Source organism: Paenibacillus sp. EB106-05-06-XG162 (genome assembly GCF_058791655.1).
The window spans coordinates 1-25279 of record NZ_JBYTDT010000025.1; the positions used below are offsets into that span (position 1 = coordinate 1).

The window sequence follows — 25279 nt, forward strand, 5'->3', positions numbered from 1 at the left end:
GGTACATGTCGGAGCTACAACTTCATACACCCTTAATTCATTGCGCTGCCGTGTATCTAGAATATAAGCTTCGTCCCTATCCTCTAATTGCTCAACCAACTTCGCGGTCTTCTCTTCGCTTAAATAATATTTCTCGTCAACGCTATCTTCGAGAATATCACGCAATCTCGACGTTACCGCACCGTTTGTAGGCCAATCGAAATTAAACGTGTGAATTTCCAGCGCTTGAATCCGTTTTTTTGCTTTTGCTACGACATCATTTCCGGTAATATTCCACGTCTCATGCGGTAAATCGCGGTGACATACGATGAATATCCGCTCACGATTCTGCGGAACTCCGAAGTATTTCGAATTTAGTACGCGGAAATCGATAGCATATCCGATATCGTTTAATGCTTGCGCCATGACTTCGATAGTACGGCCTTTATCGTGAGATAATAGCCCCTTAACGTTCTCTAATAGCATCATTTTCGGACGCTTTTCCTTTGCGATCCGTGCAATTTCGAAGAACAGCGTCCCTCTCGTATCGTCGAATCCTTTACGTTGTCCTGCAACACTGAACGCTTGGCACGGAAAGCCGCCCACTAACAAGTCGTGATCCGGAACGTCATTCGCGTCGATCTTCGTAATGTCCCCGTGTAATTCCGGTGCTCCGTCGTATAGCGCCTTATACGCTCGCGTCGCGAACGGGTCTATCTCGCTCGCAAATACGCACTCGCCACCTAACGGATCTAGCGCCGAACGAAAGCCACCGATTCCCGAAAATAGTTCGATATATTTAAACGTCAAGCTACCGCCTCCTACGTACTATTCGTTTGATCTTCCGTACATTTTGCGTATAATAAAGTCATAACTCGTCTAAACGGAGGTACTAACGTATGTCACTCGTTCCTTTTTCGAATAAAACAAACCGCAATGGCGCCCTTACGATTACCGTCGATAAAATGGGCCGCCTATGCTTATCGTCCTCACTACGTCGCGAGCTCGAAACTGACGGGAAACCAATCAGCCTTTACGTCTCATACGATAAGGTCAATAAACGGATCGGCATCGCGAAACCTAACGTTGTACGTCTAACCGACGTCATACCGTACAAGTTCGACGGACCACGTGGCTATACGATGGCGCGCAACTTCTTAAAAGCGAACCAAATCCCGCACGACACCGCTTATCGTTACGAATATGACGGAAAAGAAAACGGTTGGCTGACGTTCCGCCTTGAAGGATACGAAGCACCGGACCAACCGGAACAGGACGAATAACACGTCCGAATGGACGACGCGTAATTGCCTATTTTACGCGTCTTTTTCTTCGTCATCTCCGCCCTCTTCCGCACGCCGCCGCTCTAGCAGTGTCCGCTCATCGTACGGTTCGTTGTGGAGTTCGGCTTGACGTCCCCAAAAGTACCCTGCGCGATAACCACGATCATATGCCGAAGTATCTCCCACACTTAGGCGGCCCCTTTCCGATATATTTCCGTCATTATCTCGTCGACTTGCGTATATAAATCCGCTAAACTGCCGCTATTATCAATTTCGTAGTCGACGTCGAAACTGGCGACGTGTGATTCCGTATCGTGACGTAGGTCGGCGTAATTGAAGTGATCGCCAGACTCGATAGCGCGATTGATGCGGACGCCTTCCGGTGCAGTGACTCGGATGATTACGTAGCCGACGGCTTTGAGCGCAGAAAATTCGTTAGGCTGGCGTAGATCCGAGATGACTACCGGCCTTGGTGGCTCCCATCCGCGTCCTACCGTACGGAACAGCGCAGGCTCCCTAGTCTTCTCAAGACACTTTCGCACCCATATGTCTGGATCGCGTTCGCGCACCGTCTGGCCGAACCACTGGTAGAGTTCACGTTGTTTGCCGTCTGTCTCACCAAATAATTCGTGCGCATAACGCTTCAACTCGTCACCGAACGCGAATCGTGTGTAGCCGTATTTTGACGAAAGGTACTCTGCGACCGTATCCTTACCGGATCGCAACGTTCCGCATAGAGCGATCATTAGGCCGCCACCTCCGATTGGATGGCGTCAGTTTCTCGCGAATCGTCGATAATACGTCCGATTTGACGAATATAAATCCAGTCCGTACGAGACTCTGCGTATCTAAACGAACCGTCGGTACGGCGCCCTATTAAAGTGAATCTTTTATCTTGTGAATAAGGCGCTTGTTCGCTCGAGCTACTCCCGCTTACAACGTCACCAATGTGCGGCTCCGTCGGCTGCGGCGCCGTTACGTACTCTTTCGGAATCTCTAAACCGAGAGCGCGGCGGAGTGCGATCACCTTACCGATATGAACATTGAAACAATCGTCAGGTGCGCATTTTGCGATACCCTTTTCGAGTACTGATCCGTTACCGTGTCCGTAAACAAGCGCTGTTACTACTCGTTTCTTACGATTCACGTAGAATTTAACGGTAGTAAGGCGATGCCTAAACGTATAATTTCCTTCCTGATTTTTCACATGCGAGGACATACGCCCTTGTAGTGAAGCAACGTCCCCTTTCGTACGTTCAACGATCTCATCGCGAGATAATCCGAAAGCCTTCGTTTTTAGTCGCTCGACATCGTGACTAACGCCTTCTTCGATCAATACGATATCTTCCCGTGCTACCTTCAGTAGCGTCTCAGCCTCCGAAAGTCGACGCGCCAAGTTTGCGACTGTTTCCGTTAGCCCGTTAATTTGCGTAGATTGTTCGTTGACTTTACGTGTGAGTTCGGATAGTGCGACAGGTTCCGTTACGACTTCAAGTGACTCGAGCACCCGATAATATTTACGAAGTACATTATCACCATTCAGTATTCCGACTGCCTCTCTGGCGAACTCGGTTTTTTCGACTATAAAAGATTCTCCTGCCCTGAAATACGTACGGTTTTCCATTACGATAACTCGTTCACCTACCGCAGCCTTTCGCTCAACCATCCGGAAACGTTCGTCATTGATTCGTAAGACATCGGTCGGTTCGAGAACGACGTACTCGCTAAAATATGCACAATTACGCTCCCCAACATTGTCTTTGAAGAACACGTGACTTTCGCCGTCAACATCAATCACCGCGAACACATCACCATCTTCGTAGTCCGAGTTAAGCATCGCTTTCACGATCTTAATACGCTCGCCAACCGCCGCCTTCCTCATAACCTCGCGATACTCACGTTGAACACCGCCCAAGTTTTCATCCGTAATCACCGTAATCTTCTCGTCCACCAAAATCTTCAGCCCCTTTTCTCCGATAATATGACGCTCACCGTTCGCTGCCTCGACGATCCATAACGTGCCGTCTGATTTATACGTAAAATGCTCACCGCTCACTAACAACGTTACAACGTCACCGTCACGCAAAGGAATTCGTTTGTCGCTCCGGTCTGACTCGGCCGCAGCGCCAGGATACCCATACTTTTGCGCAAAATCTCGGTACGTGGTGTACCGTAGTCCTGCATCAGCAATCTCCGCTTTTCTTCCGTCAATAACCATATAACCGCTCCCTTATCGGATATTTTCGGAGCTTTGCGCCCCATCTACTTATTACGTTGCCGGCCGGATGGCTTTCGCACACTCAATCGCCAAATATTCGTACTTTTCGTTTTTGGCGTCCGAATCGCTGCATTTCGTCAGCATCACGGATAAATACGTCGATCCGCTTGCCTTTGATGGCGCCACCTCGATCGTGGCAAGTTCTGACGCCGATACCGTCAATTTCAATCTCGGTGCCGAACGGAATAGACTTCGGACAAGCCAGCGTTTGATCGTCGGTAAATGGCGCGCCGCTTGCGGTAATCGTCCAGCCGCCGTTTTCTTCGGGCGCATCTGTATATGCCGTCAGCTCCCACGTTTCCCATGTCGGTGCGACCGATTCTCCTGCGATATATTCCGTCTGATTTACGTCTATTGGCGCGATATCAACGTTAGCAAATAAGTTCAGTAGTAGCGCAACATAAACGATGATATGACCGCCTCCTTACAAAGATGGTTCGAAGAGCCGTTGATGGATATGTTCCGAAAATTCTTTGGATAGTTGCGTATGTGCGAGAAGTTTCACGTTCAAATAATCGACCGCCTTTCCGATAAATGAGTAAAGAACTAAAATTTGGAGGGGTTTAAATGCTTGACATTTTTGAAAGAATACTAAACTTTTGTAAAATGGCTTTATATGCCACAGTTGCTACTTATACTTATGTTCAACTGTTAGCTGCCGATACCCCAAAGGCCGAACGAATCGCAGAACTCCTTACAGGGAAGTTAGGACAATTAGCACTAGCAATAGCCATACTTGAGGCCATACACTGCCTTTTTAATACCGTAAGAATAAAGTCGAACTAATTCGATGTTACTCCTGTGTGTCCGAATCCCCCGCCACCTCTCACCGTTTCGTCCAACTCGTCAACTCCGATAAAGTCTGCGCGATATACCGGGGTAATAACGCCTTGGGCTATGCGGTCTCCTTTGCGGACGATGTACGAGTTTCCCTGCTGCGCAAAGTCGCGGACTGTCTTTCCGCTAACGTCTTGTAGCGCAAATCCTGTTTTGCGTAATCGGTAGTCCGACCGCTCGCCGTCCCAATCAAGGTCGTAATCTATCACGTACTCATATTGCGCAATATTATCGACGATCACCTTCACCTCTCCACGGAAATCAGCGTCAATCGTCCCTGGCGAGTTTCCAACGCGAAGCTTTGTCTTATACGCAACTCCGGATCGCGGACGTATCTGCATTTCGAAGCCCTCCGGAATCTGTACCGCAAATCCTAACGGAACCAGCTTCGTCTCGCCCGGCGCAATAATCACGTCTTCAACCGCCACTAGATCGAAGCCGGCCGCGAGTTCCGTAGCATACATCGGAATAACTGCGTCGGGGTGCATGCATTTGATCTTGACGGGAATATCGCGTAAACCCTGCGTATGTTCAATGTTCATTTAGCGTCACCCTCCTTGGTATGCGCACCAACAGCGCTCGCACATTTCGTTGTCCTCGGCGTGCGTTCCAATCTCTACTTCGACCCATTCGCCACATCCCGTACATTCGAAACTGCGAGAATCCTCGCTCAATTTCGTCATTCTTCGTCACCCCTTCCGTTTGAGTAGTATATTAAGAAATCCGATTGATAATATGAAATTACGTTCTCGTTTGAAGTAACCCCCACCGAATCCGAACGCATTCCAAGTCCAAAAAAATCTAACACTCATATAGTCACCCTCCGTTATTTACTCGACATTTACGTAATCCATCCGCAATCATTGCATCAGCTTCCAACGTATCCCTATCCGACAGCCGATGAATCTCGGCCACCGTTAGGAGAATCGGATGCTTACGGATCGTCGTTAGTATCTCGTACATGATTATTGAAGCCATACGCAGAACCTCGCTATCTTATCGGACAGTATCCGGAGTCGCATCCGTCCGCACCGTCCAAATCGCTCTCGCCAGTCGTCTCATAACGCTGAAGCAACGCCGGATCGAACGGAGTCATTGCCGCTGCCAACTTTTCGTATTTCTCTTTCGTAATCGCTTCGTAAGGCGCCAGTTGATAAGTTCCGCCATCCAACGCCAAGAACGATACTGCGGTAAACTCGTCCCATTTTTCGTAAACAATGCGCTCAACCTCGCTCCACTCATGCGGCCGCACCGTGATCGTATTCGACGAATTATGTTCGGTGTAATGACGTTGGAATGCGAAGTAAGTATCGAGCTGACGTGCCGCACTGACGTCGTCCTTCGTCTCGGTCGCACCGGACGCGATTGGGAAGTCGATAACGAAGGTGCGCGCATTTCTCATACGCTCTTCGTGCGTCTCGCCTGGCGTGCCAACTTCGGGGTTTACAGTCCATCCGAGATCGATAACAGCACGTGCTAACGGATCGGCTGCGTTAATGCGGATACGGCGGATATAGTACGGCGAGTGCGACCAATGGAGGCCGGATGATACTCCGCCGGCCACTTGTGACAACGTACCTTCGGGCTTGACGGTTGTAACGAGGAGCGGCGAGGATACGCGTAATATTTTCGCATAACGGTCGGATTCTTCGCGTGCCACATCACCCAAAACTTCGAGCAAAATAGCTTCTTCTTGACGATCGTAGCCAGCCGCAGCGAGCGCATCTTTAACGCCTGTCAATGACGTTCCTAGTAGTCGATCGCGTTGTTGAACCGCGTTCCAATGCGGTAGTTCCAATTCCGCAAGAGTCATTCGTAAGCCCGCGCGTGCGGATAAACGCTGCGCTTCAACTAACGCCGCAAGATCGAAACATTTACTATTACCACCACCGAGACCAATCAAAAATGACATCATATTAACGGTCGTCAGGTTGCATACGCCGTACGAATCTAGCAGTATTTCCGCGCAAGGGTTCAACCCTTCGGCATTCGGACGTCGCCTGCGCGCTTCTTCGAGATTTACGAAGCCAGGCTCGCCCTCCCCCTGCATCAGCTCGAAAATGAGATTCAACATTTCACGCGATGGTTTCGTCTCAAAAGCGATCGAGTTATTCGACATGCGACGGTGATGTAACGGTCGAGCGTTAGCATCAAAAAGCGGCAGGCTTTCGAGAAACTTCGCTTCCTTTTCGAGACCAAGGGCGCGGGTCTTAGCAACAACATTTGCGTGCTTGTCCGCATCCCACAGACCGTTAATCCCGTACTTAGCGAAGATACATTCGTAATCGTCCGCATCAAATAGTGCAATTTCCGCTGTCCGCCGCACGCCTCCGACCACTACGTTGTTACCGATAAGATTCGCAATGTCGAGAATATGAATTGGGCGTACGTATTGGTAACCAGTAGGATGCGCCTGTTGCAAAGTTAGGCCTGTCCGTTCATGGTAGAACGGAACCATTACCACGCTTAGTTGCGCCAACGACGGATCAATCTCGTTTTTAAGTACACGATCAATCCCGTCAAACATTTCGCGGAGCGGTTCGTGACCGGACGCCGTGCCGCCGAACGTATTCAGTCGTGCGCCATTCGGACGAACCGAGTTATACGAAATCTTAACGGTATGGATATGCTCGTATCGCTGTTCCGTCAGGATCTCGAAGTATAACCGTAGCGACTCAACCCAGCCTTCTTTCGAATCTCCTACGTAAATCTTCGCGTACCCGTTCTCCATGTCGCGGAGAACCGTATGTTCGTATCGTGCGGATTCCGGCACAGGTTCGTACTCCGAGTGAAGGAGCGCCGTATTCGTGCGGATTGGAGCGAGGCGTGCCGCGAATGCTTTCGTAATCTTCAGCCCAACGCCTGTACCAACCATTAACAGATAGAACAAGTCGCCCAAGTCCGACCACGAACGGATATTAACGAAGCTGCAATTGAAATTTGACAGTGGATACTTTTCGGCAACCCCGTTCTCCGCACCGCCGACCCATAACGTACGGCCCGATAAGAACTGCCGCAGATTGAACATGTTATCGAAAAGCTTCTCCGCCTCATTACGGTGCCACTCGTAGTCAATCGGATAACCGATCTTCTCCGTATGTTTGGCGCCGAGCTGAACGTTGTACTCTACCGCACGCCGGCACGTCTCTTTCCACGTCTCACGGCGACCCTCTTTCGGCAGCCACCGCGAATATGTACGATAATAAACAAACTGTCCAAGCGCGTTCATATGATCGGGGAATTCCGGATACTTTGCGATAAACTCGTCAGTTAATAGCTGGTTAATTACGCATCTCTCCCATCTCTTTTAATTTACGTTCAACACTCGCAAGGGAACACTCGGCGAGCGCCAACTTCTCAGCATAATCCGCAGCCAATCCGCTGAACACCTCAACGGAATGACGGTAGCCCTCGACTTGGGCGCGGTAGTCATCGCGCATCTTACGTAATCGCTGTTCGTTACTTTCCGGTGAAATCATACGTCAATCAGTCCTTCCGCTATTAAGTAAGCGAGTACGATGGCCGCTGCATCACTTTCGTCATCGGTCGCGAACTTATAGTCGTCAGGCAGACGTAAGATTCGCCGGACCGCCGCCGCCACTTCCGGTTTCTTAGCCGTACCGTTGCCCGTCACCATTTTCTTTACGTTTGACGGCGACAGGTTCGCAGCCACTTCGAGATCCAGGCGGGCCAGCGCGCGATCCACTGCCGACCACGCACCGTGCACCTTATCGTTAAGTCCGTAGTTCCGCGATGGCGGCCATATCTCACGGGCGATACCGGAGTCCGGACGATACTGACGAAAAAATAGCAACGCGTGCGCTTCGATTAACTCGTAACGTAGCGGCTGAGATTCGTCGGAATCCGTCTTGACGTGAGATAGCGCGACTAGCGTGGGGCGGCGGTTTTTGACGTCGACTACCGCGAAGCCTGGCGAGGTTAGCGATAGATCGAGACCGCCGTAGCGTTTGGTTGCCGATTTATGCGCCATCTACGCCGACACCTCCGTCTCATATGTTACGAAACAACCACATCCACCAATGTCTTCACGGTCAATCTGAGACCTTTTGGCGCCGTCTTCGTACAATTCACGTAACTGTTGCATCGTTAGACGATATGTACGTTTCCCTCGCACTTTTTTCATTATTGATACGTCTTTACCGAGGAAATTGCGCATCTCTTGTTCTTTTCGCTCGTGGTATGCATACTGATCTGGTAGTTCCTCGAGTAAATTAAGGAAATGTCCCTGACCTGCACGCACACAGAAACCGCCACAGTTGTTATGTGCGAATCCTAGCCCGTAAAGACGAGGCTTTGCTATACCTACTTCCTCAATCTTTTGGAGCATTTCATACTTATACACGAATGGTTCCTCACACATCGGAAACTCAACAGAATACGGCAGCCAGTTCGCAGTTGGCGCAGCCCTCCGATGATCCTCCGTCCAATCAATGCCGAGGTACAATATACATTCGTCAGGACCGTAGTTTTCTTCAATCCACTTTCTTGCTACCTTCTGTTTAAGTAGATGCGAGCATTGCGCAACGCGAGAGTTCCCAATAAACCTAACGTCGCGGAACACTTCCCAAGGAGTTCTCCCATCCGCTACCCACTTTAGGTTCGGAATAAGACGCATCGCTTCCTTAGATATTTCTGCTAACATTACCTTGCGTAATTCTACGTCCGCCTCCGACCTAATGTCCGGTATTTCAGCACATCGTTCAATGAGCGCATCAGGGCGCGGTATTCCGTAACGACGAGCGGAACATTCGATAAGAAACCGATATAAATCGGAATCCTCTATGAGAGTATCCGTGAATAAACTCACGACGTTCACTGCTCCGTACCTCTCCGCGATACGTTCTCCAGTAGCTTCCGATCCAATTCCGCCTGAATCCATTAATACGTGAATCACGCAGCCACCTCCGTTCTAATCGAACGAATCGTATCTAGCGCCTGCATCGGTCCACGTTTCTTCCATTCCGGTAAAGATGAACGTTGGATCGCGCTAACCTTACGCTCAACCTCCGCAAGTTCCATGTCTGATAACGACAATGCACAAGCACGTTTAAAGTTGTTGAACGTCCACTTATCAACGTCCAATTTCGGAGGATTGCCTAATTCCACCGAAGCCAGAACGTCAATAAACGTATCGATGACTTGCTCGCGCATGGCGTCGGTTATTTCGATGCCGAACGCTTTGATATCGCGGTTCTTTGCGTACTCATCCGACGTCATCTCCCAGCCCTTTTTCGACGCGTTGACGTAAAGGATGACGTAGTAGTCGATCGGCGCCTCCGGTGTTCCGTACATTAACGAGTAGCAGACGCATTGTTTGACGTGATCCTCTTTCGGACCGTTGCGCGTTGAATACTCGGACGTCTGTGAATACGTAGTCTGCTTACTTTTAACTTCGAGGCCGACGCGCAAGATCTCACCGTCGTCCGTTATGTACTGCAGTATTCCGTCGCACGTACCGAATAGAGCGAATGCTTTGCCGTCGCGTTCGAAAACCGCATTCTTCTTCGCAAATTCTTCGAACATTGGTTCGCCGTGATCGTTGCGTACGAATGAAAAGCGTGGTTTGGCGCCCACCGCTTTTTCGTAATGCTTCTCCGCAAAGAGAACGTCGCGCTGGATGATGTCGCCGATTGACGTACCGATTCGGGTCCAGCGTCCTTGGTGCGGTGGTCGTTCGGTGACGTCACGTTTCGCGCCGCGCAACTTTTCGTAGAGTTCACGCGGATCGCTATTTGCGGATGACGGCGAGAAGTACGGCATATTACGCGCCGGCCATACCTTGCGGGATTTGTCCGTGATTACGTCGTAATACCACTTATGGATCTGCGCATCGAGTGCGTCGTCGTACACCTCGGGAGCAGCGTGCCAATTGTCAAGGTATGCTTCGAAATCGGTTGAAATCTTCTCCGCGAGTGACTGCGTTTGAATTGCGTTGATTCTCGTAACTATTGCTGCGATACTACCGCCTCCCTATTATTCACAACGCACCATCCATACGCTGATCCTTTCTTCGTTTCCTCTAACGTCAACTGACCGAAGTTCAATCCGTTAATGAAGCGGAATACGTCGGACATGTAAATCGGAAAACGTTTGCCTGCGGAGTCCTCAAGGATTAGACCGGCGCTCGATCGTGATGAGAACCAATCGACAACGGTGAAGTCTCCGCTAACTTGCTTCTTATCACGAGTTACCATCGTGTAATAACGATCGCACTTCGTACATCGCCGGAAATAATGTCCCCCACCTTCATCGCCACATACGGGACATTGAGGAACGTTAATCTTCTTGGTCGCCATTTACGCAGCTCCTTCCGTCTTCTTAATCGTCCGTACAATCGCACCAGCCGGCACGTATTTCAGCGGACGCTCGTCCGAATCAATCACGACATTCCGATACGTAATCCCGTTAATCTCCGCCATCTCACGCAGCTTGACGAGGACTTTAACCGTAGCCTCGGCGTCGTTCATAGCGCGGTGGTGTCCGTTCAATTCGATACCGTGGCGTGCGCAAACGTCTTTCAAGCTGGCGGATTCGGTTGGTTCGACCAAACGTGATAGTGCTCGCGTACAAATGAAGCTTATCGGTTCAATCTGCTGTAGTCTGCAAATGAACGCAAAGTCAAACGGAGCGTTATGCGCTACTAACGTCGTTCCAAACGTGAACGCTTCAAGCGCTAACAATGCGTCCCATTCCAACGGTGCGCCCGCTAAGTCTTCCGCTTTGATTCCGGTTAACTCGGTGATCTCCGGTGGAATTTCGACGCCATCCGGAAGGCGTACGAACGTTTGGAACCGTCCATACTCGCGGATGCCATCCGTACGAATTGCGGCAATTTCCGTAATGTGATCCGTCTCATGATCGAGGCCGGTCGTTTCGATATCGATTACCGTGAAGATTTCCGCCACTAAACCGCCTCCCATTGTGTGATTTCTACGGTACGCGTCCGCTTTTCTACTTCGTCGATATCCGCGTCGCCGTAATCATTGTAATCCCAGTCGCTGAAATACGATCCTGAGCGAGTTATATTTCCGCGATAATAGCGCTGACCATCGGTAAAGATAACGTCTAGCGTTTGATACTTTTCGCCAGCTCCGTCCCATTCGCCTTCTTCGGTAACCTCGTATTTAACGCCATCAAATTCGAGTTCCTCTTCACGCCACAGCTCGATTAATTGTTTATTCGTCATTTTAACGCTCATTCAACGTCAACTCCTTCGTTATTATTTTTGGACAGTTAACCCGTCCACTTATTACGTTGCCGATCGGAAGCATTTCGCACATTAGGCGGAATATTTTTCTGCGAATTCCGGTAGTGGGCGACAATTCGCGAAATCCCAGTCTTCCGGTCGTACCTCATCCATCCAGCGCTTTTCGATCACAATGTCCGTAACCAGAGGCACACTTAGCGTCGCAGTCTTCGTCATGATGTCGTCAATCAGCTCGATCGTCTCTTCCGTCAATTGTTCGTTAGGAATCGAGTTCTTGATTTCATCGTGAATCGACGCGTTCATCTCCCAGCCGCGCTCCTTGCAGACTCGTGCGTTCCGATTCCCGATCATCTTCAGTATGTCGGCGCCGGTCCCCTGGATTACGGCATTAAACGCAGCGCGCTCCCAATAGCCGATCAATCCGCGCTTCTCGGAAAGTACGTCGATTTCGTCTTGAAGCGTGATTAGCCGCTGCTTATCGCGATCAGTCGGATTCGCCCTATTACGTAGTTGTTTCCGCTCGGTGTACAAGCGGATCAAACGCTGCTCATTCTTCTGCATCTCCGCGGCAACCGTTTTGTAATCGGGGAATCTGCGTTTTCTTCCGTAAAGAGTTTCGACGTATCCGTTGACGCGCATGAAATCGCGGATATCGGCAACCATCGTCTTAAATGACGGAAATGTACGGTCGAAGTTTTCGAAGAACATGTGCGCAACTTCGTCTGTAACGTTCATTTTCTTCGCGAAAGCTTTCGGTGATTGGTCGTAAGATACCGCGAGTTGGCCCGTCTTCATCATTGCGCGTGGCTTGAACGTGCCGGTCGGATCGTACGCTTTGTCGACGCAATACTCTTCGGGAAGGTTAAACGTCATCATCGCCATTGTCGTATAAAGGTCAACGCCGTCAACGAAGATTTGACGCATGGAGTTATCGTCGTATCGCGTATACATGATATGCGACATTATGCGTGGTTCAATCTGCCCCAGGTCGGCGCCGACGAACGTGAATCCACGTTTGGGGACGAAACAGTTACGGACACGATTTCCTGCACCTTTTGACGGAAGGTTTTGTAAATTATTTCCACGTTGAACTTTATGGTCTTCTGCGATTAATTTACGTACAATTGCGTGATAATTAGCGTCATTTATTATGAGCATTTTTGACCTCTCGATCTAGGAACATATATTCCTCGTCGCATCTGTTCCGCAACCTCTACAGCCCTGTCAAAGTTCTTTCTCTTTGCTCTGACAGTTTTACCATTACGCATAATTGACGCAATCCAAATACCATCATAGCTGTTGTAGTAGACGTTAAGTTCACCACATTTATTATTCCTACTAGGACCTTGCACGTTCTGAGCGTTGATAAAATTATCGGTCACGCGGAGATTTCTTTTCCGATTATCGAGTGTATTGCCGTCGATATGATCAACTACTGCGCCGACAGGAGCGTTTGTTAAAACTCGATGTAACTTAATAAATTGCCTTCCGCCACCTTCTCGTTGTGCATTACGTATCGCATATGGTTTCCGTGCTGGGTCTTGGCAGTTATATGGTGTATCGACGCACCATGAACCGCCGGCTTCTATAAGTTTTGGTAAGTCTTCCGTGTCTATTAGAAATTCGTATACTTCGCCATTTCTTCGCTTAATGAAGATGACCGTCGTATCTCCACGGATTTCATAAGCGTTCTTCATTCGCTCGCCTCCGTTTCGAATTCTCGTAATATATCGATAGGCCGCCCGCTATACCCTGACGAACTATACCGCCCAGTCGCCGTACCTCCCGCCTTGAACTCCGTATGCAGACGTCCATCCACTTCGAGCGCTTCCGGAATCTTCTTTACGTAGGTATTTAGCAACTTCTCGTAAGCCGCCACTGTCGCGAGCGGTTTCAACGCTTCCTCTTTCTCGTAATACTCGTCCAGAACGTCGGCCGCCGTCGACCTTGTCTTGCCACGTTTAAATTTCGAAGTGACGTCTTTGATTCCGAGATAATCGTAAATGAGGTACGCCAAATGATTTCCGTTAGTAATAGTAAATTCCGCAACGGTGAGCGGCGCATGCTCTTCGCCTGCTGGCGCTAACATTTCCGTCTCAAGTTGCGATAACTTCGTTACGGCGTCAACATAACGTTTTAAGTGCGTCTTGTCGGCCACCTCACACTCGGTGATAATCGCCTTCTGACGCGTCACCGCCTCGTTATGCCGAGCAATTCGTTTCTTCTGCGCTTCAATCCACGCCGCCACTTTAGATGCGTTAATCGTCCGATCCATCTGCCGTACGAATGCTTCGTCAATTCCATAAGCTTCGATTACGTCAGCCCGCGCCTTATCTAATAGCGGAGTGAATTCGTCCTCTAACGCCTTAAGTCCGTTCAAATCAATTTCGAATCCGCACCGCGCCATGAATACGTCAGTCTCTGGCAATTTCGAGTCAATCTGCGCATAACATTCGAGGAGTCGCCCCCGACCATCCGCGCTAGGTGCCTTCGCCATCTGTTCGTACTGCCATTCGAATAACGACCAACCGTACTTAACATCGTTGATCGCGTATATGCCAACAAGTTCAACGTTGAATGGCGCCGGGGACCGATTTCCGAATAAGTCCTCGAACGTGAATATCGTCCCGTCTATACCGAATCGTGGTCCGTACTTTGCGATTAGCGGCTTCAGACCGTACGCCGCCTCATGCTCGTTAAGATGTCGCATGGCGTCGAGCGTATCCCACACACATCCGTGAATTTCGTAGCCGTCGTTAATTGCAATGTGTAAATCGTAACGCGCCGATCCCATGTGAAACGTCTTTCCGTGATTCGAACGCGATAAGTACGGTTCAATCGCCGCCAACACCTTCGAACGCATGAGCTGAGGATCTCCCACCTTAAACGCAGATTCATCGTCAAGGAATTCGAAGCCTGCGACACTGCGCATATCAACGTGACCATACGGAAGGTAATACCCTTCGCCTAATAGCGGAAGCCAAATACTGAAGCCAATCGATAAGTCGATATACGTATCAACGCCGGTACCCTCAAAGTCGCCCGCCGTCATCGTATCGACGCCGAGGATGCCGAACTTGCCACGCCACTCCTCCGCCTGACGCCTGCATTCGAGACGCAACCGCTCGACAAACGCTGGCAATTCGGAATCATCCGTCAAGATGTGATAGTTGGGAGGCTTAGATGCGAGAACCTCGCGGATACGCTGTTGGCGCAACATATCCGCTTGTTCCCGTAATACTTTCGCTCCTGCTGTTAGTACGTCACCTTTCGTCCACTTTGCGCCATCGGAGCGGAAACTGCCTATCTTTCCGCTCTCAAACGCGCTTTTCGCCGCTTCGAATTGGGTCCGCTCGGTTGCGCTTAACGCCATGCCGCCGATCCGTTCGAACGCTTCCGCTGGTGTTTCAAGCTGTGACGCCGCCTTCCGTTGAACCGCTGCCCTAACTCGTTCCGTTGCTGAATCTTCCGGTACCGTTAATGGACGGAGATTTAACGATAGCGTAACATTCATTAGGCGGTCGCCTTTGTGAAGAGAGCTTCGACTGGTGCGGTGAGTTTAATAGAGCCGTGGTCGCCTAACCACGTACCAACAATAGAACTGTACCGCACTCTTGTACTTTGAGTCTCGATTACAGTCGCGATTGTTCCGACTTGAGCTCCGCTTTGATAACGAGTAACTTCGATAATATCACCCGCCTTGTACTCGTTAACCTTACGTCCAATCTTCGCCCACTTTTCGATCTCGGCTGCCTCTTCTGTCGTCAACTTTTCGAGTTGCTCCGGTTTAGCGTAGCCACTCGCTTGTCCTCCGCCAGTGATACGGATAGTTCCAGAATGGGTCGAAGGTTTAGGATCGGCGACCTCGTATACTTGTCCGTTTGGATAGTCGTTAAGAGGAAGGCGGTTGCCACCGCTGATCAGCCGTACCTTATCGCCAACAGCGAACTTACTACGTGGATCGAGCGCCGCCTTGGCTGCCGCTACTTCTTCGTCGGTTGCTCGAACTACGTTTTTCGCTAACTTAAACCCGTCGATTTCCTTACCTTCAATATCGTTAATCCAGCAATAGCCGTCTCTGTCGATTGAGCGGATAACCACGATATCTCCGAGCTTAACGTTAGGGTTCGGTCCACCGATAACTTTTGCGTAATCTCCGACCTTCAGACGTCCGCTCTCCGCCTTCTTACGCTCAAGTTCCGCCAACTCCGATTGCTTCTGCGCGATTTGTGCGTCAATGTTCGCCGGTTCAAGTACGACGTACTCGCGGTGGAAAATTCCCTGTTCTACCTCCGCAACTCTTACGGCACTATCGCTTCCGCAATGTCCGGTATCGTGCGTAACGGTCAGAATCGATCCGCGTCTGTATCCAATTGCTGCTTCCGGGTCTGTGATTTTAATCTTCTCGCCAACCTTCGCCTTACGTTTTACCTCGGTGTATTCCGTTTGTTGCTCCGTAACCACGTCCACCTTACGCTTAAACGTCGTGTACTCCTCATAGGCCAAATCGAACTCGTCTCCGTCCTCATCGATAATTTGCGGGTCGTTGGCCGAATCCATACGGACGATCTCGTAAAACGCATCGCGGGTTACGTATGAACTCCGATCCTCAAAACGGATGATGTCGCCAACTGCCGCCTTTTCTGCCGTAGCACCGTACTGCACGCCATTGTACTCGATTGCTTCCGCTGCACTTACCGTCTTAACACCGTTTAATTTCGCCATATTCAAAATTCCTCCTCGGATTATATCGTTTTTTTCGTGAAATTACGGATGAGTCGAAGTTAGCTAGCGATCTGTAACGACTCAACTGGCGTGATTAGTTTGATATGTTTAAATGGCGTATTTGTGTCATATCCCGATTTAACAAACGGCGGCTTTACGAGGTGGGCGCTCGTTGAATCCACGTAGTCCACTGTCGTAATAATCCCGTCGTATTCGTTCAATCCGTTGGTGGCCGTGTATTTTGTGAATTTGACGAGGTCCCCCACCTTATATTCGTTCACCTTACGTCCGACTTTCGCAAATGGGAGCTCTTCCGATGAGATGCGCTCCAACTCGTCCTGGCGGTAGAAGTCGAAATCACTGCCGTCAAGTAACTCACATAGGAACGGGCGGTGGTCTTCGTCATCACGTTTAACTTTCACGATGCTACCCTTATCAAGATCTTTAATATCCGTCAATACACGAGCATACTCTTCGACTTTGAAGCGTTCAACTTTCGGGGCGGGCGCTGCGGTTGGCGAAGTCACTAACTCAACAAGCTGTCGCTCTTCGCTATTACGTTTGAAATAACGATTATCGCCGTCATTATCTTTAAAAACTCCGTCCCCATCACCATCAATTCGGACAATCTCGTATACTTTGCCCTTCGTCAAGTCCACGTCACAGCCGACCATTAATACGTAGTCACCGATTGTATGCGGACGATCCACCTTCCGATACTTCACGCCATCGACCGTAACGATATCGCCAGACTCGACAGCAACTTTCGTATAGACTACGTGTTCATCACCGCAGAGATCATATTCATCACCGTCTTCGTCCGTAATCTGCGGATCGTCACAGTCCATCTCGTCGACCACGTAGAAAGCTCCTGTCTCTACGTAATCCGGCATCACTTTATCCGTCACCTTAACGATATCGCCCACTTTTGCGTCGTCACCAGTCAAAACATACTCCACGCCACCTACGAGAATCTTCGTACCGTCTTCGCTAATAAATACACCGTTTAATTTCGCCATTCAATATCGTCCCCTTTTCGAATTAGTTGATTTGTCCGTTCTTACCGATAATGCCCGTCGCATCATAAACGCGCTCCATTGCGTATTCCGACGCACACCGATCGTGTACGTATCCTCCGCCGTCGTCAATACGGCTCACCTCGTCCCCAACGTAGATATCGCCACCGCACTGAGCGCATTCGTCAACTACGTATGGGTCCGGAATATCTTCGTTGAAGCGTGCCATTAAGTACAGCCGTTCCATTACGCTGCCTCCACGTATAGTGAGCGGTTCAAAGTTAGCGGCAACTCGATCCAACGTTCGGATGCGCGGACTTCTGACGCCCAGTACTCGCCGATTTCTCTGTTTTCGAACATCCATACGCGGGGCAGCTCGCCCTCAGTTACCAGGACGCCAACGATATAGTCAGCGTCGGACTTCGTATAGATTTCGCCGTTTCCTTTCTTCGCGTAAACTACGAGGTCGCCTCCGCGGTCAAACCGTTGCCTAATCGTCTTGACCTGGATACGTGCGTACTCGCCAGTCAGCGGATCTTGCGCGAGGATATCGTATGCTTCGTCTGTATCGGACATATGCGTCGTCCATCCGCTAGCCATTAGCGCGACTCGCGCCGCCATTTCCGAATACTTGCCCACGATTTCAGTTATGTGCGCCAAGTTAATTCCTCCTCTTCGTTAAATTCCGTATTTGAAACGGTGAGAACTAAACCAAAGCGCAAAGCGGAGTTTTCGCCAATATTTACGTAACAGTTACGTCACCTCCTTCCGCTGGACGTCGGATTAGAACCCAACGTCAGGCGCCGCATCTTGGTTCGCGCTTTGCTCCGTTTCTTTCGCGTCTGATTGCGTCGATCCTCCGCTATCCAACACACTCTTATCGAGATGATTCCCGTCGCCTTCTTCGATAATTTTCCGAATATCGTCCTCATCGCGGAAGTTCGCAAGCTCTACGTATGGAATCTCGGTAGCTAAGAAAGCGGCAACGGCTTCCATTCCTTCGACTTCGGCGGATTCCAGCGAATATGACTTGCCATCCGACGTCTTCTTGATCGTGATAGCGTCGCCGACTAGCGAGTAATCCTTCGAGAATTTCTTCGCGGCCTTTTCGAGCTTGTCGTAATCGTTGATAAGGTTGACTGCGTGAAACTCTTTCATGTCGAGGACACGCCATGTTCCGTATTCAAAGTCAAATACCGGAAGCATAAAGTAAAGCTTACGTTTTGCTTTTGCTCTGCAGGAAATGCATGCATCACCTTTAGGTTTCGCGAACGACTCAAACTTAGACATGTCGACAACTTTTGGTGAGTGCAGACATGTATGTTTTCTGAAGAATTTGGAACGAGTCGCATAATCACCATCTTCATGCACGTAGTAGAAGAACCAGTTGTCGGGGTCTTCTAGTAAGGCGAAGTTTTTCCCGTCACCGTTTAATTCGTTGGCGTACACATATCTTGTTACGCCTTCCGGAAGTCCTTCGTTAATTCCTGGACCAGCAGCCTTGTCCCGCGCTTCCTCACGTGCTTTCAATCTATCACGAATAGACATTTACGAAACACTCCTTCGTTATTTTTCGGACGTCATCCGTCTTTTCCTACGTCCGCGACGTGACTCCAACGTAATCTGACATTAGAACCACGTTGCCGACGTAAGATATCGGCTTATACCTCGTTCTTTCACTTTATTCGTTGCCTCTCGGTGCCATTTCGCACACTCGGCGGAAACTTTTTTAAACGTAAGCAGCGACGCTTTTCATGAGATTCGTTTTCTCTCGCTGGATATCGACAAGTTCGCGCTTTAGTTTCGTAACTTTTCCGTCAATTTCCGCAATCTTATCATTCAAGTCGGCGACCACACGTTTTGAGTCCGTCTTCGCCAGGCGCAAGCCGAGGGCCGCGCGTTCCAGCGTCAATTCCGCGATACTTACGTTGATACGCTTGGCTTCGCGGACTTCCTTGCGCTCAGCCGTTTTGATGGCGCGATGCACGAGTTTCTCGATAGGATTGCGGATGGCGGCGTTTGCCTTATGCTGCGGATATAACGTAAATACAGTAGACTCCGTTGGATGTACGATTATTACGGTACGTTGATGTGCGAACATTCGCGCAGGCTTTCCGTCTTCGTCGATGACGTGTTCGGAAACTAGCGAAGACTTTCGCAGGATATCCATTACGTACATCGGCGCAGCGGCCCGGTCAATACCGAAATGCTCAACGGCGCGATCACAAGCGTGGGGCAGTACGAATATTTTACCGATAAAATGCGTGCCGGCTTTCGGATCGATGGCGATACTCATGCGATGCGCACCGCCTTAACGCAGCGAATACGGATGTGATCGGCAGGATCTTCGTCTGGTGCGAAGCCCCCGTGATACAATGCGTCGATTGCGTTAATGCTGCGTAAAAATTTATCGTCAAAATTACGTTTATATTTGCGTGTCATTGCGTAAACCTCCTATTGACATGGTTAAATAGACTCATGTATAATTGGCATGAGATAAGGTAATAATAATAATAAAATTACTCAAATTACCATTACTGTTATGGATTGATTTTATTACATTCAGAAAAGTATCTGTTATAATTAATGTAGGTTTCGTAGATCGACGATATGCCTAATCGCCGATCTACGTTTCCTATAACTGTTATACGGCAAGGTATTCGTGATAGTCTCCAAAACGATTGGCGTCGTAATGCTTGACTAATGATCGTAACTTCCGTGTAGCAGTCTCGTGGTGAAGTCCTAGCGCTTTGGCGAGCGCCGTTATGGACATTTTACTACAATCTTCTTCTTCTTTAAGCTTCGTAACGATTAGCGTCGTTATAGGATCGTTAGCGCGATCCAGGAGGAAATCGATCAGTTGATGCTGGTCGGTTTCTTTTTTTATCGAAAATGCTTCTACTTCCGCTGAACCTGCGTTCGTCGGCACAATATACTTAGGAGTTGGCGCCCCGTCGATATCGTTATAAGTCTCATCCAATGAACATACCGTTCGTTTTCGTCGTCTAGTCTCTGTACGGAAGTAGTGTAATCGTCCTTTTCGTAGAGCGGCAGATAATGTCTTTCCGAAATCACGAACGTCGTCTCTCATAGCTAACTTCAAGATTACGTTGTGAAAAATGCTATCGGCGTCAGATTCATCTCCAAGGCCTGAACGTTTTACAACGCTTCGGTTTACTGGCCCAAACAACTGATCCGCCTGAGCGTAGAGTACGTTAAATGATTCATTATCATGGTGTAATCGATACGTTGCTGCGTATGTATTTAACTTTTGCAATTCCAACAAATTCACTCTCCTTATGCTTTATACTTAATATGTTGCCGGTAAAATACGTTTCGCACACTCTGCAGAAAAAGTATGCTAAAATATTTTTGTACATAAGATAATAGTTTCACGGAGGCGCGGCTATGGAGCTTAAAGCCATACGCTGCCGAATCTCTGAACTCGCAACCGCCCGTAGATGGTCAATGCGCGAACTTGCTAGACGTACCGGATTGAGCAAATCTTCATTAGCTGACTATGATAATATGAAGAATGACATCCCGTTACGTAAAGCAATCATCATAGCAAAGACACTAGGCTGTCGACCAGAGGAGTTACACGAGTACAACGATCAAGAGTTCGCAGCGTTTCGGTAGGGAACGTTCCTACCCGCGCTAAATGTCCGAAATGTCGGACGATTACGTTTATTTTACGCCACTAATCAATATATGTACACGCTATACTACGATAGAAAACATTACCAAACGAGCGCCCTCGATGCACTCCGCTAGAGCCGCAACCCCCTCCGCAATTGCGAACTCGTTAACGTCCTTATAACGATGCGGATAGTCCACGATCTTCAACGTCATATGTGGCGTCAGCAACTCAGTCGCACGCGCTAAGAACGCTTGCCCCGCCTTATCGTGGTCTGGCGCGATGAGTATCTCTTCGATAGGCGAACGTATGATTAACGAAGCCTTCTCGTCAGTGAACGCCGATCCTCCGGTTGCAATCGCTGGAAATCCCGCCGACATTATCGTCATTGCGTCAATCTCCGCCTCAACTAGTGCAGCCTTTCGGATGCCTTTTCGATGCATTACGTCGATACCGTAAACGAGGTCGCCGACCGGATTTCCGCCTTTTTCGTACCAGAACGTTTTCGAATCGGTCTTCCGATATTTAACGTTAGCAAGCGCACCGTCTGGATGGCGCCAGGGCAACGTTATCGCCTTCGAGCGCTCCGAATAGCCTACGTTCATTAAGCGCTGAACGTCCACCGATATGCCACGACCAGTCAGATACGTATAATTACGCGTATTGCCGTCTAAGATGCGTTCATCTAGCGTTATTTTGCGTTTCTTGTCCGTGGTCAGTCTCATCGGATTGAGCCGGTAATCGTCGGGATCATCCGTTTCATATCCGCCGTAAGTTTGACGTAGATAAGCGGACGCCTCTTCGTATGTAACATTTGTGAGAAACGCTAATAGCTTCGTGAAATCTCCGGACCTGTGGCTAGGATCGTCGGCGTCACTATCGTACCAGCATCCGTAATACTCCGAGTCCTCGCGTAAGTCGACGAAGAAACTCGGCGAATTGTCAACGCGGAACGGTGAACATGCGGTGAAGCGCGATCCGCCTAGTCCGGACGGTTTCGAGAAACGGTGAATATGGCGTTCTATCTCATCTTTTACGTTGATTAATTTTATATATACTCCTCCTTATTTCTTTTCACGAAACATTGAAACAATGGGCTTTTTACTAAGTATCTTTTCTGTGTAATCATCATTAAGGCAAACTTCACCGTGTGTATCGTTAAACTCTGAAAGCCCCATTTTAATTTCAAGTTGTGATATCGATGCGACGATTAACTCTTCAAGAAGTTGCTGCTTTGATAGCTTTAAGCTGTGTCTAAGGTATTCCACTCTTCTGTTATTAAACCTACTGAGAGTTAGTGAAAATCTTACCTCATCCTTCTCTGAATCATTATTTGCTCTTTTAACCAGTTTCTCTAGTTTTTTATCTAAAAAATCAGGCATAAACCGAACCTCCTTTGGTGCTATTTGATTTAAATAATAACACCAAATTTGGTTCATGTAAAGTGCTTGAAATCAAAAATTTCCCACAAACTTACTTGAATCGCTTTCTTCCGACAATTCACGCACGATCCCGTAATTCGGAAGATATAGCAATTCGACGCGCGTGTCCTCTCCACCATTACGTCCCTTGCCAATCTCGATAATACCGCGCCCTTCCTGCGCCACTGTATCGATACCAAGCGTTACGGCTGCGTCTTCGAGCAGTTGCTTCGTCTTCTTAATCTCGGCACGTTTCGGAGGTCGGATCTCACGCACACCATCGTCATTCTTCTCACGCTCGTCCTCGTCTGCCTGCGTTATAGCGATGGTCACAACGTCAAGCGCACCGGTCATGATGCGGAGTTTCTTCGACGTAGCCGCTGCGTCGCCACCAGCCGTTTTCGACGTATTAGACTCGTAATCTAAATAGTAGAACGGGTCCACAACGACAACGTCCGCTTTAACTTCGAGAATATCGGCGCGAAGTGCTGCGAGATTACGCGAAGTAAAGTCCGGATCGTTCGTAGCTCGTACGATAATTCGTCCCGGCAGAATTTCGTTAATCTGCGAAACAAACTGGCGGAACGCTTCTTCGTATTCTTGCGGTAACTTAGCTGCCTGCAAAGATTGGTTTTCGAAGCCCGCATCGTAATCCACTCCGTCAATGTTCGCTTTTACCACACCCTGACGCCCTGAGATCGACGAATAAGCACGTGCGAACCACTCGAACCACCCCATCTCCAGTGCCCATATAAGAACTGTTGCCCCTTGAAACGCAAACTCTATCGCTTCTTCCATTGTAATAACGGACTTTCCGCGGCCGGATCGCGCATACACAACGTACATGTTCGACGAATAATATCCGCCGCCGATAGCTTCGTTGATTGTCGGAAATTTGCTACGCCAGATGCGAAATGAGCGTCCTTCCTTACGGGAATCATACTCCGATAGAAACCGTTCGGCTCCCGTTGATATATCGATTCCGATTGACTTACGAACACTTGTTCTCATTTTAACGCCGTCAGCGAGATTTTTCAAGTAGCTTCCGAACTCTTCCGCAGATAATTCCGCAAATTTCGCCACCAATTCGCCACCGTTAAACTTCTCCGCGTACAAACGCTTGCCAGCTGCGTCTTTCAGCTTTCCGACGAGAAATTCGAACGAATCCGTGACGCCAGGAACGTAGTCGAATCCGTTAATTTCGGAAACGACGGTTGCGTATGACGGGGCTTGTCCGCGGTTCTGTTCCGCATAGTTGCGTATATAGTCGTATGTTTTTCGTTCAACTTCCGTCGCGAAATGATCGCGTTCGATGCCGTAACGACTATATACGGAAACGTCGCCGATATCGATGGCTTTCGAGTGAATGCATGTTCCGTAATTTGGCAACTCTACCACCTCCGTTAATATATCATAACCTCAAGCACGTGTAAAGCGGTAAATACTATATGTTGTATACCGATAATTTATTTATCGAAATTGTGCACTACATATTGTGTGTTCACACTAAATCGGTCTTGCCCACTTTTCAAAAAACATACTAGATATAGTATTTAGCCTTTTCTAATCCCACGCTTGCTCCCGCCAACGAACGGTACCGCTGCGCACATATCTCGGACACGATCGTATAGTCTCTTATCGTAAGTCCTCGCTAATTCCTCTAAAGTCACGTTCGACGTATATATCGTTACCATCCCGTTTGTTACACGGTGGTTAATAATCGCGTGTAAATCACCGCGGAATCCATCCGTACAATCACGCACGCCAATATCGTCCATCACAACAAATGGCGCTGCTTTCGCGAGTTTCATTCGTGCGTAATACTCACGCGATGCCGGTTCTGCTACATCATCCGGAATCTTTGGTCGGTTAAACTCGTTGTATAACTCTTGCCACTCGTTAACGTCGAGAAAGAACGCCGGACGCTGAAGTGGTTGCCTATTCCGTTTCAACGATCCGATATAGTGTACGGTAAGCCACTCGTTTAATATCGCGCTGGCCGTCGTCGTTTTACCGGTGCCTGGCGAATCTGAGTACAGATATAACGACTTAATACGTTCGGCGTCCGTTTCAAATTGGCGTTTGAACGTCGCGACGTATTGATCGATTAGAACGTAGGCTGACGATTGTTCCTCCCGTGCCGGCGAAGAAGTCAACGTTAACATGCGATAATCTGATGGTAAATTAGCAGCACCTACTCGTCCGCCAGTACCATTGTATCCCATCATTGCAATGTACGAGGGGCAGAGTCGTGAACATGCCGCCGTATCTTTTGTACTGCAATAGTCGCTAAGTATACATCCTTCGGAGTGTTTCAATATAGTTACGCTCCTTCTTTTTGTTTTTTGATTACTCCCCTATTTAGGTTCTGCTCCCTCCTAGTAGCCCAACGGCAGTTTTCTGGATAATACCCCTTATCGTTGTCTATTCTATCGAGTGTCGTCTGCGAAACTCCGAACTCAGCAACATGGCTGTTATATGATTCTTCCATGTCATTCAAAAAACTATCAAAGGAGTCGAACCAATGTTCTGACACTGATATTCCACGACCTCCGTACCTACTCCATCTCTCGTGATTTGGATTCGTGCATCGAGTCTTCATTGAATTCCAAATACTGAATAAGCGGGAGTGCGTCATTCCGTGTGTTTGATTATCCCTTCCTACCTTATTCGCGTTTTCTCTACGAAGACACCCGCAGGACTTCGTTTTACCTATCGAGAGATTATGGCCGCAAACTATTACTCCTGTATCCCCGCAGTCACAGACGCACTCCCATAGTGCTTGTCTCTTTTTGTCTGTTCCGACGTGCTTAATAGCAATTAATCTTCCGTACCTCATCCCGGTTCTGTCGATTACATTTGGACTTAATTCCAA

33 protein-coding genes are annotated in these 25279 nt (G+C 48.9%); 2 read left to right on the plus strand and 31 right to left on the minus strand.

The annotated features are described in order from the left end of the window. Positions 1 to 789 (minus strand): DNA (cytosine-5-)-methyltransferase (gene dcm / locus AC3WU2_RS28755; protein WP_492458308.1); only part of this gene is annotated, 789 nt, incomplete at its 3' end. Positions 790 to 878: 89 nt separating this feature from the next. Here dcm and AC3WU2_RS28760 point away from each other — a divergent pair. Beyond that, positions 879 to 1262: a hypothetical protein gene (locus tag AC3WU2_RS28760; RefSeq protein ID WP_492458309.1), complete on the plus strand. Its 384-nt coding sequence runs from the start codon at positions 879 to 881 to the stop codon at positions 1260 to 1262. Positions 1263 to 1295: 33 nt separating this feature from the next. Here the strand turns inward: AC3WU2_RS28760 and AC3WU2_RS28765 are convergent, their stop codons facing one another. The 25 genes from AC3WU2_RS28765 to AC3WU2_RS28885 form a co-directional block, all read right to left on the minus strand. After that, positions 1296 to 1448: a hypothetical protein gene (locus AC3WU2_RS28765; RefSeq protein WP_492458310.1), complete on the minus strand. Its 153-nt coding sequence runs from the start codon at positions 1446 to 1448 to the stop codon at positions 1296 to 1298. Positions 1449 to 1450: 2 nt separating this feature from the next. After that, complete coding sequence (locus tag AC3WU2_RS28770; protein ID WP_492458311.1) at positions 1451 to 2008, minus strand: AAA family ATPase; 558 nt, start codon at positions 2006 to 2008, stop codon at positions 1451 to 1453. After that, positions 2008 to 3480 (minus strand): hypothetical protein, encoded by a 1473-nt coding sequence (locus AC3WU2_RS28775; protein WP_492458312.1) that lies wholly within the window; start codon positions 3478 to 3480, stop codon positions 2008 to 2010. The genes AC3WU2_RS28770 and AC3WU2_RS28775 overlap by 1 nt, the downstream gene beginning before the upstream one ends. Before the next feature lie 82 nt (positions 3481 to 3562). Then, a complete protein-coding gene (locus AC3WU2_RS28780) occupies positions 3563 to 3952 on the minus strand; it encodes a 3D domain-containing protein (protein WP_492458385.1) in 390 nt (129 codons plus the stop codon). 370 nt (positions 3953 to 4322) lie between these two features. Further along, positions 4323 to 4919, minus strand: a complete 597-nt coding sequence (gene dut, locus AC3WU2_RS28785; RefSeq protein ID WP_492458313.1) for a dUTP diphosphatase — start codon at positions 4917 to 4919, stop codon at positions 4323 to 4325. Between the two features lie 274 nt (positions 4920 to 5193). Further along, the gene (locus AC3WU2_RS28790) at positions 5194 to 5355 is read right to left on the minus strand and encodes a hypothetical protein (RefSeq protein WP_492458314.1); all 162 of its coding nucleotides are present in this window, start codon (positions 5353 to 5355) and stop codon (positions 5194 to 5196) included. 13 nt (positions 5356 to 5368) lie between these two features. Next, positions 5369 to 7606: a ribonucleoside-triphosphate reductase, adenosylcobalamin-dependent gene (nrdJ, locus tag AC3WU2_RS28795; protein ID WP_492458315.1), complete on the minus strand. Its 2238-nt coding sequence runs from the start codon at positions 7604 to 7606 to the stop codon at positions 5369 to 5371. A 52-nt stretch (positions 7607 to 7658) separates the two neighbouring features. After that, complete coding sequence (locus tag AC3WU2_RS28800; RefSeq protein ID WP_492458316.1) at positions 7659 to 7856, minus strand: hypothetical protein; 198 nt, start codon at positions 7854 to 7856, stop codon at positions 7659 to 7661. Then, positions 7853 to 8368, minus strand: coding sequence for a crossover junction endodeoxyribonuclease RuvC (locus AC3WU2_RS28805; protein ID WP_492458317.1), 516 nt, complete (start codon positions 8366 to 8368; stop codon positions 7853 to 7855). The genes AC3WU2_RS28800 and AC3WU2_RS28805 overlap by 4 nt, the downstream gene beginning before the upstream one ends. Beyond that, positions 8369 to 9292, minus strand: coding sequence for a hypothetical protein (locus AC3WU2_RS28810; RefSeq protein ID WP_492458318.1), 924 nt, complete (start codon positions 9290 to 9292; stop codon positions 8369 to 8371). Further along, positions 9289 to 9972 (minus strand): hypothetical protein, encoded by a 684-nt coding sequence (locus tag AC3WU2_RS28815; protein ID WP_492458319.1) that lies wholly within the window; start codon positions 9970 to 9972, stop codon positions 9289 to 9291. The genes AC3WU2_RS28810 and AC3WU2_RS28815 overlap by 4 nt, the downstream gene beginning before the upstream one ends. A gap of 371 nt (positions 9973 to 10343) precedes the next feature. Beyond that, positions 10344 to 10694 carry a hypothetical protein gene (locus tag AC3WU2_RS28820; RefSeq protein ID WP_492458320.1) on the minus strand — a complete coding sequence of 117 codons (351 nt, stop codon included), beginning with the start codon at positions 10692 to 10694 and terminating at the stop codon, positions 10344 to 10346. Then, positions 10695 to 11303 carry a 3'-5' exonuclease gene (locus tag AC3WU2_RS28825; protein WP_492458321.1) on the minus strand — a complete coding sequence of 203 codons (609 nt, stop codon included), beginning with the start codon at positions 11301 to 11303 and terminating at the stop codon, positions 10695 to 10697. It lies immediately after the preceding gene. After that, a complete protein-coding gene (locus tag AC3WU2_RS28830; protein ID WP_492458322.1) occupies positions 11303 to 11596 on the minus strand; it encodes a hypothetical protein in 294 nt (97 codons plus the stop codon). Before AC3WU2_RS28830 ends, AC3WU2_RS28825 begins: the two co-directional genes overlap by 1 nt. 81 nt (positions 11597 to 11677) lie before the next feature. Beyond that, complete coding sequence (locus AC3WU2_RS28835) at positions 11678 to 12763, minus strand: DNA polymerase (protein WP_492458323.1); 1086 nt, start codon at positions 12761 to 12763, stop codon at positions 11678 to 11680. Then, complete coding sequence (locus tag AC3WU2_RS28840) at positions 12754 to 13302, minus strand: HNH endonuclease (RefSeq protein WP_492458324.1); 549 nt, start codon at positions 13300 to 13302, stop codon at positions 12754 to 12756. The genes AC3WU2_RS28835 and AC3WU2_RS28840 overlap by 10 nt, the downstream gene beginning before the upstream one ends. Beyond that, complete coding sequence (locus tag AC3WU2_RS28845) at positions 13299 to 15119, minus strand: DNA polymerase (protein ID WP_492458325.1); 1821 nt, start codon at positions 15117 to 15119, stop codon at positions 13299 to 13301. Before AC3WU2_RS28845 ends, AC3WU2_RS28840 begins: the two co-directional genes overlap by 4 nt. Further along, positions 15119 to 16330 (minus strand): hypothetical protein, encoded by a 1212-nt coding sequence (locus tag AC3WU2_RS28850; protein WP_492458327.1) that lies wholly within the window; start codon positions 16328 to 16330, stop codon positions 15119 to 15121. Before AC3WU2_RS28850 ends, AC3WU2_RS28845 begins: the two co-directional genes overlap by 1 nt. Before the next feature lie 59 nt (positions 16331 to 16389). Continuing rightward, positions 16390 to 17349 carry a hypothetical protein gene (locus tag AC3WU2_RS28855; RefSeq protein ID WP_492458328.1) on the minus strand — a complete coding sequence of 320 codons (960 nt, stop codon included), beginning with the start codon at positions 17347 to 17349 and terminating at the stop codon, positions 16390 to 16392. Positions 17350 to 17371: 22 nt separating this feature from the next. Continuing rightward, positions 17372 to 17575: a hypothetical protein gene (locus AC3WU2_RS28860; protein ID WP_492458329.1), complete on the minus strand. Its 204-nt coding sequence runs from the start codon at positions 17573 to 17575 to the stop codon at positions 17372 to 17374. A gap of 17 nt (positions 17576 to 17592) precedes the next feature. After that, positions 17593 to 18006: a hypothetical protein gene (locus AC3WU2_RS28865; RefSeq protein WP_492458330.1), complete on the minus strand. Its 414-nt coding sequence runs from the start codon at positions 18004 to 18006 to the stop codon at positions 17593 to 17595. Positions 18007 to 18129: 123 nt separating this feature from the next. Continuing rightward, the gene (locus AC3WU2_RS28870; RefSeq protein WP_492458331.1) at positions 18130 to 18894 is read right to left on the minus strand and encodes a single-stranded DNA-binding protein; all 765 of its coding nucleotides are present in this window, start codon (positions 18892 to 18894) and stop codon (positions 18130 to 18132) included. Positions 18895 to 19075: 181 nt separating this feature from the next. Further along, on the minus strand, positions 19076 to 19642 hold the full coding sequence (locus AC3WU2_RS28875) for a hypothetical protein (RefSeq protein ID WP_492458332.1): 567 nt from the start codon (positions 19640 to 19642) through the stop codon (positions 19076 to 19078). Beyond that, complete coding sequence (locus AC3WU2_RS28880) at positions 19639 to 19788, minus strand: hypothetical protein (RefSeq protein ID WP_492458333.1); 150 nt, start codon at positions 19786 to 19788, stop codon at positions 19639 to 19641. The genes AC3WU2_RS28875 and AC3WU2_RS28880 overlap by 4 nt, the downstream gene beginning before the upstream one ends. Before the next feature lie 202 nt (positions 19789 to 19990). After that, positions 19991 to 20629, minus strand: coding sequence for a hypothetical protein (locus AC3WU2_RS28885; RefSeq protein ID WP_492458334.1), 639 nt, complete (start codon positions 20627 to 20629; stop codon positions 19991 to 19993). 125 nt (positions 20630 to 20754) lie between these two features. Here AC3WU2_RS28885 and AC3WU2_RS28890 point away from each other — a divergent pair, with 125 nt between their 5' ends. Next, the gene (locus AC3WU2_RS28890; protein ID WP_492458335.1) at positions 20755 to 20985 is read left to right on the plus strand and encodes a helix-turn-helix domain-containing protein; all 231 of its coding nucleotides are present in this window, start codon (positions 20755 to 20757) and stop codon (positions 20983 to 20985) included. 81 nt (positions 20986 to 21066) lie between these two features. Here the strand turns inward: AC3WU2_RS28890 and AC3WU2_RS28895 are convergent, their stop codons facing one another. The 5 genes from AC3WU2_RS28895 to AC3WU2_RS28915 all read right to left on the minus strand — a co-directional run bounded on the left by AC3WU2_RS28895 (position 21067) and on the right by AC3WU2_RS28915 (position 25279). Next, positions 21067 to 21708: a toprim domain-containing protein gene (locus AC3WU2_RS28895; protein WP_492458336.1), complete on the minus strand. Its 642-nt coding sequence runs from the start codon at positions 21706 to 21708 to the stop codon at positions 21067 to 21069. A gap of 339 nt (positions 21709 to 22047) precedes the next feature. Then, a complete protein-coding gene (locus AC3WU2_RS28900; protein ID WP_492458337.1) occupies positions 22048 to 22365 on the minus strand; it encodes a hypothetical protein in 318 nt (105 codons plus the stop codon). Positions 22366 to 22437: 72 nt separating this feature from the next. Next, a complete protein-coding gene (locus AC3WU2_RS28905) occupies positions 22438 to 23793 on the minus strand; it encodes a DnaB-like helicase C-terminal domain-containing protein (RefSeq protein ID WP_492458338.1) in 1356 nt (451 codons plus the stop codon). A gap of 164 nt (positions 23794 to 23957) precedes the next feature. Beyond that, positions 23958 to 24722: a P-loop NTPase family protein gene (locus AC3WU2_RS28910; RefSeq protein WP_492458339.1), complete on the minus strand. Its 765-nt coding sequence runs from the start codon at positions 24720 to 24722 to the stop codon at positions 23958 to 23960. Between the two features lie 5 nt (positions 24723 to 24727). After that, on the minus strand, positions 24728 to 25279 hold the full coding sequence (locus AC3WU2_RS28915; protein ID WP_492458340.1) for a hypothetical protein: 552 nt from the start codon (positions 25277 to 25279) through the stop codon (positions 24728 to 24730).